This is a genomic window from Pseudomonas maumuensis (genome assembly GCF_019139675.1).
Taxonomy (GTDB): domain Bacteria; phylum Pseudomonadota; class Gammaproteobacteria; order Pseudomonadales; family Pseudomonadaceae; genus Aquipseudomonas; species Aquipseudomonas maumuensis.
The window spans coordinates 3,520,781-3,533,876 of the sequence record NZ_CP077077.1 but is presented as its reverse complement, the minus strand read 5'-3'; the positions used below and the strand labels follow the sequence as shown (position 1 = coordinate 3,533,876).

General features: G+C 65.1%; 10 protein-coding genes. All 10 read left to right on the top strand.

Translation table 11 applies throughout. From position 1 onward, the window contains the following. Window positions 1–79: 79 nt before the first annotated feature. The 10 genes from KSS90_RS15670 to KSS90_RS15625 all read left to right on the top strand — a co-directional run bounded on the left by KSS90_RS15670 (window position 80) and on the right by KSS90_RS15625 (window position 13,080). Entirely contained in the window at window positions 80–967 is an 888-nt protein-coding gene (locus KSS90_RS15670; RefSeq protein WP_217866305.1) for a LysR substrate-binding domain-containing protein, read from the top strand. A 350-nt stretch (window positions 968–1,317) separates the two neighbouring features. Next, complete coding sequence (locus KSS90_RS15665) at window positions 1,318–2,742, top strand: DUF1329 domain-containing protein (RefSeq protein WP_217866304.1); 1,425 nt, start codon at window positions 1,318–1,320, stop codon at window positions 2,740–2,742. A gap of 23 nt (window positions 2,743–2,765) precedes the next feature. Further along, window positions 2,766–4,412 (top strand): DUF1302 domain-containing protein, encoded by a 1,647-nt coding sequence (locus KSS90_RS15660; protein WP_367616210.1) that lies wholly within the window; start codon window positions 2,766–2,768, stop codon window positions 4,410–4,412. Between the two features lie 14 nt (window positions 4,413–4,426). Beyond that, window positions 4,427–6,835, top strand: coding sequence for an efflux RND transporter permease subunit (locus tag KSS90_RS15655; RefSeq protein ID WP_217866302.1), 2,409 nt, complete (start codon window positions 4,427–4,429; stop codon window positions 6,833–6,835). Window positions 6,836–6,845: 10 nt separating this feature from the next. Beyond that, entirely contained in the window at window positions 6,846–7,799 is a 954-nt protein-coding gene (locus KSS90_RS15650; RefSeq protein ID WP_217866301.1) for a WD40/YVTN/BNR-like repeat-containing protein, read from the top strand. Window positions 7,800–8,036: 237 nt separating this feature from the next. After that, entirely contained in the window at window positions 8,037–9,398 is a 1,362-nt protein-coding gene (locus KSS90_RS15645; RefSeq protein ID WP_217866300.1) for an NAD(P)/FAD-dependent oxidoreductase, read from the top strand. Between the two features lie 61 nt (window positions 9,399–9,459). Then, window positions 9,460–10,176 carry a hypothetical protein gene (locus KSS90_RS15640; RefSeq protein WP_217866299.1) on the top strand — a complete coding sequence of 239 codons (717 nt, stop codon included), beginning with the start codon at window positions 9,460–9,462 and terminating at the stop codon, window positions 10,174–10,176. Between the two features lie 78 nt (window positions 10,177–10,254). Next, the gene (locus tag KSS90_RS15635; protein ID WP_217866298.1) at window positions 10,255–11,742 is read left to right on the top strand and encodes a flavin monoamine oxidase family protein; all 1,488 of its coding nucleotides are present in this window, start codon (window positions 10,255–10,257) and stop codon (window positions 11,740–11,742) included. Window positions 11,743–11,751: 9 nt separating this feature from the next. Further along, window positions 11,752–12,405, top strand: coding sequence for a c-type cytochrome (locus tag KSS90_RS15630; RefSeq protein WP_217866297.1), 654 nt, complete (start codon window positions 11,752–11,754; stop codon window positions 12,403–12,405). A gap of 33 nt (window positions 12,406–12,438) precedes the next feature. Beyond that, window positions 12,439–13,080: a hypothetical protein gene (locus KSS90_RS15625; protein ID WP_217866296.1), complete on the top strand. Its 642-nt coding sequence runs from the start codon at window positions 12,439–12,441 to the stop codon at window positions 13,078–13,080. The last annotated feature ends 16 nt before the right edge of the window (window positions 13,081–13,096 follow it).

The following is a 13,096-nucleotide window of genomic DNA, read 5'->3' as shown; positions in this document are numbered from 1 at the left end:
TATCCTATGCATGCTGTGTACGTATTTAAAACGATAGCTTCTGCCACCAGAATTAGATTTTCTAAATCAAGGAATCCCTATGGGCGCTGTCCTGCCATTGCTCGCCTTGCGCGCTTTTACCGAAACCACTCGCCTGGGCAGCCTGAAGGCCGCTGCCGAGCGCATGGGGGTGACGCCGGGGGCGATCAGCCAGCAGATCCGCCAGCTGGAGGACCGCCTTGGCGTCAGCTTGCTGACCCGCAGCCGCCATGGTGTGCAGCTCACCGAGGCGGGAGCGGCGCTGTACCCTGGCCTCTTGCGTGGCTTCGGCGAGATCGAGAACGCGTTGCTGGACCTGGACGCGTTGGTGGGCGCCAGCACCTTGACCATCAGTACCCAGCCCTCGTTCGCCTCCAGCTGGCTGGTGCCGCGCCTGGCCGCTTTCAATGCGCTGCATCCGCATATCGAGGTGCGCGTGGAGGCTACCGCGCAACTGGTCGACCTGCAGCGCGGGCGTGTCGATATCGCATTGCGCCATGGCTTGGGCGACTATCCGGGGCTTGAATCGATCCCCTTCCTGGCACCGGTGCTGCTGCCCGTCTGCAGCCCGGCCCTGCTCGCCGGCGGGCCGCTGCTGCGCGAGCCGCAGGACTGCCTGCAATACCCGCTGCTGCAGGAGGCCGAGCGCGCCGACTGGGCGCTGTGGTTGCAGGCCCATGGCGTGGTGGCGGACAGCCGCAGCAGGCGCGGGCCGAGCTTTGACGAGGACTTGCTGCTGTTGCGTGCGGCCGTCGGTGGCCAGGGCATCGCGCTGGTGCAGGCGCAGCATGCCGAGGAAGACCTGCGCGAGGGTCGGTTGGTGGTGGCCTTGGACCGGCCCTGGCCGTCGCGTTTCGCCTACTACGTGGTCGCCCGCAGGGAGAAGCTCGAACGACCGCCGGTGCGGACGTTCATCGACTGGCTGGGCGGGCAGCTTGCCGAAGACTAGAGGGCAGGGGTTCGGGCTCACAGGTGCTCAAATCCATCGTCGCATCACCTTGATGCCGACCTGGGGCGGCAACATTTTAAAGTAACGAATGTTTCGTAAATTCACGCTTTTGGTGCGGGCACTGTTCCGGCAACGTGCATGGATGGGTTGTCAGGTATCACATAGCAAGTGTTATAAAAATAATAACCGATTGAAAAATATGTAGAAAACATCTGTTACGAAATTGGCATGTGGTTTGCTCCAAGGCTTTCTGTCCGGGCACGCGCCCGGGGTGTCGAACAGACCCTGTCGTCCCCACTCCTGGCATCAGGAATGTTCGACGACAGCTCAGAGCCTATGAGGACCTTCCAATGAAAGATGTGATTCAGCACCGTGATGTCGGCCATGCCTGCTGCGCAGTAGCCCGGCCGTTGGTGGTGGCGCTCGCGGCCCTGGCCGTCTTCGGCTCGGCCCAGGCTGCCGGGACTGATGCCGGGCAGTTGGGCGGCAAGCTGACCCCCCTGGGCGGCGAGGTGGCGGCCAACGCAGACGGCTCGATCCCGGCCTGGGTGGTCCCCGGCAAACAGGACTCGGGGTGGAGCTACGGCCAGGTGCGCGGCCAGTACTGGAAGTTCAAGGACGACAAGCCATTGTTCAGCATCGACGCCGGCAATGTGGCGCAACATGCCCAGCAACTGTCGCCAGGCCAGCTCGAGCTGTTCAAGAAGATCCCGGGTTATCGCATGGACGTCTACCCGACGCGGCGCAGCTGCGGCGCCCCGGACTTCGTGGTCGACAACACGCGCAAGAACGTCGGCTTCGCCACCCTCGACGGCGAGGGCCTGGCGTTGAAGGAGGCCCATGTTCCCGGCATTCCGTTCCCCCTGCCCACGACGGGGGCCGAGGTCATGTGGAACATGAAGATGCGCTACCGCGGGGTCGGCTTCGACATGTCCAAGACGGTCTCCGGTTTGTCGCCGCGCGAGGCCGGCGGGAGCTGGCTGCGCACTTCCACCGACTGGTTCATGTACACCCCTTGGGGGCAGAAGGGCAGTGCGCTGTTCTCCTCGTTCGACCGCCTGGAAGTGGCCACCTACTTCAACTACTACGAACCGGCCGCCCTGGCGGGCCAGGCGGGGGTGGTCACCACCAAGGCCGGGGAGCAGGCCAGCACCTTCTACTACTTCCCCGGGCAGCGACGGGTACGGCGCATGCCGTCGTACTCCTACGATGCACCGCAGATCGGCCTGGACAACCAGTACACCATCGACGAGTCGAACATCTTCTTCGGCCCCATGGACCGCTTCGACTGGAAGCTGGTCGGCAAGCAGGAACTGCTGGTGCCGTACAACGCGTTCGGGGCCTATGACGGTTCGGCGCGCATCGAGGATGTCGCGCAGCAGAGCGCCATCGCGCCCCAGGCCCGCCGCTACGAGCTGCACCGGGTCTGGGTGGTGGAGGCCAACGTGCGCCAGGGCATGCGCCACCAGGCGCCCAAGCGGGTGTTCTACATCGACGAGGACAGTTGGAACGGCCTGATGGCGGTCGACTACGACAAACAGGGGCAGATCTGGAAGGTCCGCGAGGGCTACACCATCCCGGTCTACGAGACCGGCACCTGCGACATGGAGGCCCAGGCCCAGTACAACCTGGTCGATGGCCGCTACCTCTACGACATGACCTCCATCGGCGTTGGCAAGAAGGATCACCGCTGGCTCACCGAGGATGCCGGCAACCCGCGCCTGAAGCGCGACTTCTACACCTCCGACAACCTGCGGGCCATCAGCGAACGTTGAACCTTCACCTCTAGAGCGCCGTCATGAAAACAACAATCACAAAAGTTTCAGGCCTTGCTATTGCGTGCATGACCCCCTTGGCAATGGGGTTCACCTTTGAAACCGAATCCGTCAGGGGGTCTTTCGACTCGACGATCTCCTATGGCATGGGCGTGCGCACCGAGTCGCAGGGTTGCAACCTGATCAACCAGGGCGCAACGGGCCATCACCCTCCCGCGGGGTGCCTGGCCCAGACTTCCGGTATCGGCGACCAGGGCGATCTCAACTACGACAAGGGCGACCTGTTCACCCACTACCTCAAGGGCACCCACGAGCTGCTGCTAAAGATGCCCGAGGATTTCACCTTCATGGCCCGGGGCAGCTGGATTCGCGACTTCGCCGCCAGCGACACGACGGGCGCGTTGTCCTTCAACACACCGGCGGATGTGGGCAGCGACGGGCTGACCCGTTCGGCGCGTGATGACCTCGCATTCAAGGCGCGCCTGCTCGACCTTTGGGTGAGCAAGGGCTTCGACGTGGGCGATCAGCGCGTGCGTACACGGCTGGGCAACCAGGTGATCAACTGGGGCGAAAGCCTGTTCGTGCAGGGTGGCATCAACAACACCAACGCCTACGATGTGCAGGCCTTGTCGCGCCCGGGCGTGCAGCTCAAGGAAGCCGTGCTGCCGGCGCCGATGCTCAGCGTCGCCTCTGGCCTTGGGGCTGGGGTCAATGTCGAGGCCTATTACCAGTTCGCCTGGAACAAGAGCGAACTGCCGCCGGTGGGCAGCTACTGGTCGTACACCGCCGCGCTCGGCAAGGGCATGAAGTCGTACGGTTTCGACGACAAGAACGCCCGCGACAGTGGCCAGTGGGGGCTTTCGCTGCGCTGGCAGCCGCAGGACAGCGACCTCAACCTGGGCGTGTACGTGATGCGCTACCACGACAAGCTGCCTTCGCTGACCACCCGGCTGCTCGATCCGGACACCTTCGCCGTGTCGCAGAAATGGGTCTATCCCGAAGACCGGATGATGTATGGCATCAGTGCCAACCTGCCGCTTGGCGACTGGGCGGTGGGCACCGAGCTGTCCTACCGGCCCAAGGATGCCGTCGCCCTGAACCCGGTGCTCGACCTGTGCGCGAACAACGGGGGCAAGTGCTGGAAGGACGAGAAGAAGTTCCAGTGGCACCTCACCGGGCTGTACAGCATGACGCCTTCCAATTCGCCGCGGCTGCTGGACCTGACCGGGGCAAGCACCGGCACCCTGCTGACCGAGCTGGTGGTCATCAAGTACCCGGGGCTGCACGACAGCTACGACGGCGAGGTGATCGCCGCCGGGGCCAACACCTGGCAACTGGACCCGGCCAGCGCGCCGAAAGGCCACGGCGACAAGACCTCCTCGGGGATAAACCTGGACTTCAGCCTGACCTACGACGGCACCCTGCTGCCCGGCTGGCAGGTGACCCCGGGCATCTTCTATGCGCGCTCGCTGGGCGGGCGCACGCCCAACCTGGCGGCGACCTTCACCGAGGACGCCAGCAGCCTGAACCTGTACCTCAACTTCGTGCGCAACCCCGCCAGTTGGCAGGTGTCGTTCAACTACGCCAAGTTCATGGGCGGTGACACGGCCTACGACCAACTGCTGCGTGACCGCGACTATGTCGGCGTGGTTCTGTCGCGCACTCTGTGAGGCCTGCCGTGAACATGTCTATCGATGTATCGAAGCAATCGCTGCGCGGCGTCCTGCCGCGCATCGAGGCCGGTCTGTTCGGGCACCGGCGTGTGGTCCTGCTTATCCTGGCCTTGTTCACCGCGGTGATGGCCTGGTTCGCGGTGCAGTTGCGCATGGATGCCGGGTTCGAGAAACAGCTGCCGATCGGCCACGAGTACGTGGAAACCTTTAGGCAGTACCGTGGCGACTTGTTGGGTGCGAACCGTCTGACCCTGGTGGTCAGGGCCCGCGAAGGCAGCATCTGGAGCGAGGCGGGCCTGCGTCGTCTGTACGATGTGACCCAGGCGGTGACGTTCCTGCCCGGCATCTCGCGCAGCAGCGTGCGCTCGCTGTGGACGCCCAACGCGTTCGTCAACGAGATCACCGAGGAGGGGTTCCGGGCCGACCCGCTGGTGCCCGGGACGGTGACGCCCGAGCGGCTGGACAGCGCCATCATCGCCCGGATCGCCGACTCGACCGCCCAGGGCGGCTTCATCGGCACCCTGGTTTCCCGTGACCAGCGCAGCGCGATGATTACCGCCGAGCTCAACGAGCGTGATGCCAACGGTGAGCGCCTGGATTACGTGGCCTATAACCGAGTGCTGGAGGAGCAGATCCGCCAACGGTTCGAGGATGCGCAGTTCGAGGTGCAGATCATCGGCTTCGCCAAGCAGATCGGCGATATCGCCGATGGCGCGGCGGCGGTGCTGGAGTTCTGCCTGCTGGCGCTGTTGCTGACTGCGGTGGCGGTGTACTGGTACTGCCATTCGCTGCGCTTCACCTTGCTGGCGCTGGGCTGTTCGCTGACCTCGTTGGTCTGGCAGTTCGGCAGCCTGCGCTTGCTGGGCTACGGGCTCGATCCGCTGGCGGTGCTGGTGCCGTTCCTGGTGTTCGCCATCGGTGTCTCCCATGGGGTACAGCAGATCAACTACATCGTCCGCGAGATCGCCGCCGGCAGCACGGTCGCGGTGGCGGCGCGCTCGAGCTTCCGCGGGTTGCTGGTGCCGGGCACCTTGGCGTTGGTGACGGCCTTCGTGTCGTTCGTCACCCTGTTGCTGATCCCCATCCCCATGGTGCGCGAGCTGGCGATCACCGCGGCGCTCGGTGTGGCCTTCAAGATTGTCACCAACCTGGTCATGTTGCCGCTGGTAGCCTCGATGCTCAAGGTCGATGGCCGTTACGCGGCCCGCGAGGAGTCCGCCCGCGAGCGTCGCGCCGCACGCCTGGCGTGGCTGGCCGCGCTGGCCGAATGGCGCAATGCGCGCTGGGTCATGCTGGCGGCCTTGCTGGTGTTCGCCACGGCCGTCTGGCAGAGCCACGACCGCGTGGTCGGTTCGCTGCAGGCCGGGGCACCGGAGCTGCGCGAGGACGCGCGCTTCAACCGCGACGCGCTGGCCATCGCCAGCCACTACGACATCGGCCTCGACTGGCTCAGCGTGGTCTTCGAAGTGCAGCCCGAGCGGCTGGGTGACGCAGGTGGCAACGCCTGCGAGGACGTCGAGCTGGGGCAATACCAGGACCGCTTCGCGTGGGCGATGGAAGGGGTGCCGGGGGTGCTTTCGGTGGCATCGTTCTCCTCGGCCATGCGTCAGTTCAACGAAGGCTACAACGAGGGCAACCCAAAGATGAGCGCGGTGCCGATCGATGCGCTGAACTATTCGTCGCTGGCCGCCGAAGTGGCGCGCAGCCCAGGCCTGATGCGCAACGATTGCAGCATGACCGCGGTGCATCTGTACCTGGCGGACCACAAGGCCACCACCATCGGCCGGGTGATCGAGGCGGCCAAGACGTTCCGCGCCGAGCAGCCGTTGCCCGGCGTTGCCGTGCGCCTGGCCGCCGGCAACGCCGGGGTGATCGCCGCCATCAACGAGGAGGTGGAGAAGAGCGAGACGCCGATGCTGCTGTATGTCTACGCCGCCATCGCCTTGCTGGTGCTGGTGGTGTATCGCGACTGGCGCGCCGTGCTGGTGTGCTGCCTGCCGCTGACCATTGGCACCTTCATCGGCTACTGGTTCATGAAAGAGCTGCAGATCGGCCTGACCATCGCCACGCTGCCGGTGATGGTGCTGGCCGTGGGCATCGGGGTGGATTACGCCTTCTACATCTACAACCGCATCCAGTTGCACCAGGCCGATGGCCAGCCGATCGAAGTCGCGGTGGCGCTGTCGCTGCGCGAGGTGGGCATGGCGACCATCTTCACCGCCATCACCCTGGCGGTCGGCGTGGCCACCTGGGCGTTTTCCGCGCTCAAGTTCCAGGCGGACATGGGCAAGCTGCTGGCCTTCATGTTCATGGTCAACATGGTGATGGCCATGACCGTATTGCCGGCGTTCGCGGTCTGGCTGGAGCGGGTCTTCCCGCGCAAGCGCCCGGTGCGCAGGATCGGCGCGCTGGCGCATTGAGGAGAGCGGTATGGGATACCTGAAAACACTGTTGGGCGTCATTTTATTGGGCGTGTCCGCTATGGCCGGTGCCCTCGAAGCGGTGTCGGCGGCGCCTGTCGCGCACGCTGCCCAGGCCATGCTGTTGGGGGCTGCCTGGGCGCAGAAGCGGGTGGTCGCGGTGGGCGACCACGGCATCGTGCTGCTTTCCGATGACCACGGGCGCAGCTACCGCCAGGCCCGCGCCGTGCCCGTGTCCAGCAGCCTGACCGGCGTCAGCTTCGCCGATGCCAGGCATGGCTGGGCGGTGGGCCATTGGGGGGCGATTGTTGCCAGCGACGATGGCGGCGAGCATTGGCAGGTTCAGCGCCTGACCCCTGACCAGGACAGGCCGCTGTTCGCCGTTCACTTCTTCGACAACCTGCGGGGCGTGGCGGTGGGGCTGTGGTCGCTGGTGCTGACCACCGACGATGGCGGGGCGACCTGGACCGAGCGCGATTTGCCGGCGCCGGCAGGCGCAGGCCGCGCGGACCTCAACCTGATGAGCCTGTTCGTCGATGGTCGTCAGCAGACGCTCTATGCCACGGCCGAACGCGGGCAGCTGTTGCGCTCCGACGACCGGGGGCAGACCTGGCGATACCTGGACACCGGCTACGACGGCACGCTCTGGACGGGCGCCGTGTTGCCCGATGGCGGACTGTTGGTGGGGGGCCAGCGTGGCACCTTGTTGCGCGGGACGCCTGACGGCGCGTCGTGGCAGCGCATTGCGCTGGACAGCCGCAGTTCGATCACCTCCATCGCTGTGGACGGCCAGCAAGTGGTAGCGGTGGGGCTCGATGGCCTGCAGGCGCGCAGCGAGGATGTTGGGCGGACGTTCACGCTGTCACGCCGCGAGGATGGTGTGTCGCTGACCGCCGTGCTGGCCGGTGGCGAGGATGGACCGTTGCTGTTTTCCCGGCGCGGACCGGGGAAAGCTTTGCCTTGAAGTGTGTGCCGCCTGTGGCAGCGAGCGTCACAGGCACATCGTCCTGACCCTGTACGTACCCCTCGCGAGCCTCGCCAAGGACGCTCTTGATTTAAATACATAACACTAGTTGCGTTAAATCGATCAGCGCAGTAGAGTCAAAAAAACAACAACAAGCCGCAGGAGGATCGCCATGTGTGCCAGCCGCTTCTCAAGCGTCAGCCGCCCAGCGGTTCCACCGCTGCCTGGAGCGCGTGCATGAACACTTTCAGCGACACACCGCAGCCAAACCCCGGTTCGCAGCAGTTCCGCCTGCTAGGCGGCTGGGTCGAACGCCCGGACGATGTGCAACCCGCCCTGGAAGGCGATGTCAGCGCCGACGTGGTCATCATCGGCGCAGGTTTTGCCGGCCTGTCCACGGCACTGGAGCTGACTGCGCTGGGTGCCAGCGTGGTGGTTCTGGAGCAGGACTTCGCAGGCTTCGGCGCCAGTGGGCGCAACGCCGGGTACCTGGCCGGCAGCATGGGTGTGGAATTCGAGCTGTTCCACAAACGGGTGGGCGTTGAGCAGGCGCGGAAAATCGTCGCGTTCTACGATGAAGGCGTCAGCTACGTGGAACGGCGCCTGCGTGAACTGGCCATCGACTGCGACTACAACCCCTCCGGCATCATTCGCGCCGCTGTGCATCCGTCCCAGGAGAAGAAGCTGCGCCATGGCATGGCGCTCGGGCAGCAACTGGGCTCTGTCACACGCTTCGTCGAGCCCGATGAAATGCGCGCGCGCGGTATCCCGCCAGCGTTTTTGTTCGGCTGTACGCAGCACGGTGGCACGCTCGATCCCGGCAAGTACGTCATGGGCCTGCGCCGCGCCGCCCTGCGGGCCGGGGTGCGGCTGTTCGAGCAGACCCGGCTGCTGTCCTATCAGGAAGGCGCAACCGTCATCTGCCGCAGCGAGCGCGGCAGTGCCAGCGCGCCGTTCATGGTTTTGGCCACCAATGCCTATACGCCGCAGTTGGGGCTGCTGCGCGACAAGGTGGTGCCGCTGCGAGTTTCGGCGATCGAGACCACCCCATTGTCCAAGGCGCAGCTACAGACCTTGGGATGGCAGGGCAGGGAAGGGATCGTCACCCCGCACTGGACCATGGAGAGTCATCGCCTGACGGCGCGTGACACCTTGCTGGTCACCACCAAGCAGCTTGGCTATGCCTACGGCTCGGCCACGCCCAACCAGCCGGACCTGTCCGCCTACAAGGCTTTGCAACAAGCCTTGGGCGAGCGCTTCCCGACGCTTCGCGGTACGCCGATCCGTGCTTGCTGGAGCGGTTACATCAGCCTGGCTTACGACGCCTTGCCCGTGGTCGGCGCCACGGGTGCCCGGCACAACATCCTCTACAGCGCCGGTTGCTCCGGGCATGGCGTCGGTACCCAGTCGCTGGTTGGCCACCTGTTGGCCGAACGCATCGGCGGGATCGAGCATCCGCTGCTGGCGGCGCTGCGCCACAAGACGCCTTCGACCTTGCCCGAACCGTTGCAGTGGTGCGCCATGCAGGCCGCCCTGGCGGGTGTGAATGGGCTCGACCGCCATCTGAATCGCAAAGTCCGGGCCGCCCAGGCCCAGTAACCCCTCGACAGCGCAGGCCGGCCGCCTGAGGCCGACTCGCGCTCGCAAACTTGGAGCAATCATGAACAGCAATACGAACGATGCCGTCCGGATAACGGCCTGGGCCGCGATCCTGGGCGGTCTGTTTGCCTACCTGAACGTCGGCTTCATGCTGATGGTGACCCACGGCGACATGACGGTGACCCTGGATGGCGCGCAGATGCTGAGTTTGCCAGCGCAGCTGCGGCAGTACTTCAGGCTGTCGATGTTCGCCGACCTGCTGGGTTTCTACCTGCCGTTGCTGGTGATCGGCGGCTACCTCTGGCGGGCGTTCCGTGACCAGGCCGGCGCATTGGGTGACGTGGCCGCCCTGGCCATTACCACTTACGTGGTGCTGGGCGTGGTCGGCGCCGGCTTGCAGCTGTCGGTGCTCAACCCCCTCGCGGCGCTTCACCAGGGCGGCTCACCGGCGGTGCAGGCCGCCGCCGAAGTCACCTGGACCAGCATCGCGGTGGGCAGCCAACGCGGGCTGTGGTGGTGCGAGGGGCCGGTCGTGCTGTTCTGGGGGCTGGTGGTCGGCAGCCAGTTGAAGCAGGCCGGTTGGGGGGCTTCGATCCTGTTGCCGCTGAAGATCGTCGGCTGGTGCTTCGGCCTGTACTTCATCGCGGGGTTTTTCCCGCAGCTCGATGCCCTGACCAATGCCCTGCTGGTCATCGTGGTGCTGATCTTCCCGTTCTGGATGGTGCTGTTCGGCGTGCAGTTGCGCCGACGCTCGCTGCGCCTTGCGCTTGGCGCGTGAACCGCAGGTTGGTCAGCCGTTCCACACGCCCCCCGAAGAGGGCGCGTACTCAAACTACAACCGTGCGAGGCTCCCGAAATGGCTGAAAAGCCCCCCTCCAATTCATTCGATCTCAAGCGTCGGCAATTGCTGAAGTTCGCCGGCGCCACGGCGGCCGTCGGTGGCCTGGGCCTGCACGCGTTGCCGGCGAGCGCCGCCGAAGGCACGGCCCGCGTTCGCGACAGCGACGATGGCGTGCTCGACGTCGCGATCATCGGTGCCGGCATGGCCGGGCTGACCGCCGCACGCGACCTGCAGAATGCAGGTTGCCAGTCATTCGTGGTGCTGGAGGCACGCAATCGTGTCGGCGGCCGGGTGCTGAACCATGACTTGGGCGGGGGCCAGATCTCCGAAGCCGGCGGCCAGTGGATCGGGCCTGGGCAAACTGCGGTGGCCGACCTGGCGCGTGAACTCCAGATAGACACTTTTCCGACCTACTACCAGGGCAAGACCGTGGTGCTTGGCGGGGAAGGGCGGCTCGAGGTCGACCTGCACGGCACCTTCGGCACGGACGAGCGCATCGGCGCCAAGCTCAGCGAACTGTCCAAGGTCGTGCCCTCTGGCGCCCCCTGGACTTCGCCAAGGGTTGCGGAGCTGGACAAGCTCTCGGTGGGCGAGTGGCTGGCCCGGCAAGGCATCAAGCCCGAAGAGCGATCGGGGTGGGACACCAGTCTGACCCTCACCGGCGGCGTGCCACCGGCCAGGATGGGGTTGTTGCATTTCCTGTCGATGATCAATTCGGCGAGCTGCGACTACATGAAGCTCGACTCGATCAAGGACAGTGCGCAGGGCACACGCTTCGTCGGCGGCTCGCAGCTGTTGTGCACGCGCATGGCCGAGGCGCTGGGTGACAAGCTGCGCCTGGCCTGCCCGGTGCGCGAGATCGCCGACTGGGACCGTGAGGTGGTGAGGCTGGTCACCGACCAGGGCGAGGTCCGCGCACGCCGGGTCATCGTGGCGATCCATCCTGCGCTGTGCAACCAGGTACGCTTTCAGCCCGCACTCCCCGAAGGCCGGGCCGCGCTGCAACGTGCCTGGCCCGCCCACAGCCCGGCACGCAAGACCGCCATGGTCTACAAGCGGCCGTTCTGGCGCGACAAGGGGCTCAATGGCCACACCGTAGAGGTGAAGGGGCAGGTGCTGTGGGCGTGGGACAACTCGCCGCCCAATGGCGAAATCGGCGTGATCAACGCTTTTATCGTCAACGCCATGGTGCCGTCCGAACCTGCCGCGGCGCAGCGTGCGTTGGCGCAAATCTACGCACGGTCCCTGGGTGACGAAGCGCTGAAGCCCATCGGCTATCACGACCATGACTGGGGGCAGGCCGACCCATGGAGCATCACCTGCGTATCGGCAATCCCGCCCGGCTTCTGGAGCCAGCATGGCGAGTCCCTGCGTCCGGCCTGCGGCAACCTGATCTGGTCGGGGACCGAAACCGCCGAAATCTGGGCGGGCTACATGGATGGCGCGGTGCGTTCGGGTCATCAGGGCGCGCTGCAGGCACTCGCTTCGCTGCGTCAGGCTTGAGGAGTGGTCATGAAAAAGAAACTGTTGTTGGCTACCGGCGCAGCGTTGGTGGTACTGCTGGCCCTGTTCGGGCGCGACCTGCTTGGGCTGTACCGGCTGCTGGACTATCTCGACACCACCACCCAGGCCTACGAGGCAGAGGGGCCCTGGCCACACACGGCGGATGCCTGCCTGGGTTGCCATGGTAAACAAGGCAGCTCCCTGCACCAGCGTTACCCGAGCCTGGCGGGGCAACCCGCCGAGTACCTGAAGGCACAACTGCACAACTTTGCCAGTGGCCAGCGCATGAACCCGAACATGCAGCCGTTGGCCATGAGCCTGACCGAAAAGCAGATCCTCGAACTGAGCGATTACTACGCGCGTCAGCCGGCGCTCGACAACCACGGGTTCGACTCCGATCCAGCCCTGCGCGCGCAAGGCGGCAAGCTGGCGGCGGCGGGCGCTTGCATGGCCTGCCATGGTGAGCATCTGCTGGGGCAGGGGCCATTCCCCCGCCTGGCCGGGCAGGGCGCCGACTACCTCCTGGCACAACTGGATGCCTTTGCCGAGGGGCGGCGGACCGATCCGAGCGGGTCGATGAAGGCGATCAGCGCAACCTTGTCACCGGCGGATCGCAAGGCGCTCGCCCATTACCTTGCCTCGCTCGCCGCTGCGCCGAAATGACGTTCCGAATCCTATAGAAAAGAGAATTTCGCTATGGAAACCAAAGATGTTTTCGCCTTGCTCACCTGTGTGCTCCTGATCGCGTCCGGGGGCATCTATGGCATCAAGTTTCTGCGCAAGGGCAATTTCCTGCTGGGGATGGAGTGGTTGATCGTCGCGTTTTCCGGCAGCAACCTGTTGATCTTCCTGCTGACCCAATCGCAGATCTCCTATGGCATCTCGTTCTTCTGCGATGCCTTCTCCCGAGGCTTCGGCATCCCCATCGTCACGGTGCTCGGCCTGATGGCGGTGACCCACAACTACAAGCCTTCGAAGCTCAAGGACGCGGCGATCTTCGCGATCACCTTCGCCAGCACGCTGGTCATGATCAAGAGCGACTTCATGGCCAAGCCATTGCCTTACTTCTATGTCGTCATGTGGTGCGCCTATTCGGCCTACCTGGCGTACTTCATCGCCAGGCTGGCCCGCGCGGGTGAGCACCTGCATGCGCTGGGCGTGACCGTCGCGGCGATATCGGGATTGATCGTGGCATGCATCTACGACTTCTACCCGATCCCAGGCGACGACACCAAGGCGATTTTCCTGTCCATCGCCCTGGTCACCTGGTCGTACATGATGATCCAGCTGTACTACGCCTTCTTCGCCCTGGAGCGCGCCAAGGCCTGCGCGCGTTGATGCAGCCGTTCGCGGG

Excerpts from the sequence above, each read along its gene's own strand:
- KSS90_RS15670 (WP_217866305.1), top strand. The coding sequence starts at position 80 with ATGGGCGCTGTCCTGCCATTGCTCGCCTTGCGCGCTTTTACCGAAACC.
- KSS90_RS15665 (WP_217866304.1), top strand. The coding sequence starts at position 1,318 with ATGAAAGATGTGATTCAGCACCGTGATGTCGGCCATGCCTGCTGCGCA.
- KSS90_RS15660 (WP_367616210.1), top strand. The coding sequence starts at position 2,766 with ATGAAAACAACAATCACAAAAGTTTCAGGCCTTGCTATTGCGTGCATG.
- KSS90_RS15655 (WP_217866302.1), top strand. The coding sequence starts at position 4,427 with ATGTCTATCGATGTATCGAAGCAATCGCTGCGCGGCGTCCTGCCGCGC.
- KSS90_RS15650 (WP_217866301.1), top strand. The coding sequence starts at position 6,846 with ATGGGATACCTGAAAACACTGTTGGGCGTCATTTTATTGGGCGTGTCC.
- KSS90_RS15645 (WP_217866300.1), top strand. The coding sequence starts at position 8,037 with ATGAACACTTTCAGCGACACACCGCAGCCAAACCCCGGTTCGCAGCAG.
- KSS90_RS15640 (WP_217866299.1), top strand. The coding sequence starts at position 9,460 with ATGAACAGCAATACGAACGATGCCGTCCGGATAACGGCCTGGGCCGCG.
- KSS90_RS15635 (WP_217866298.1), top strand. The coding sequence starts at position 10,255 with ATGGCTGAAAAGCCCCCCTCCAATTCATTCGATCTCAAGCGTCGGCAA.
- KSS90_RS15630 (WP_217866297.1), top strand. The coding sequence starts at position 11,752 with ATGAAAAAGAAACTGTTGTTGGCTACCGGCGCAGCGTTGGTGGTACTG.
- KSS90_RS15625 (WP_217866296.1), top strand. The coding sequence starts at position 12,439 with ATGGAAACCAAAGATGTTTTCGCCTTGCTCACCTGTGTGCTCCTGATC.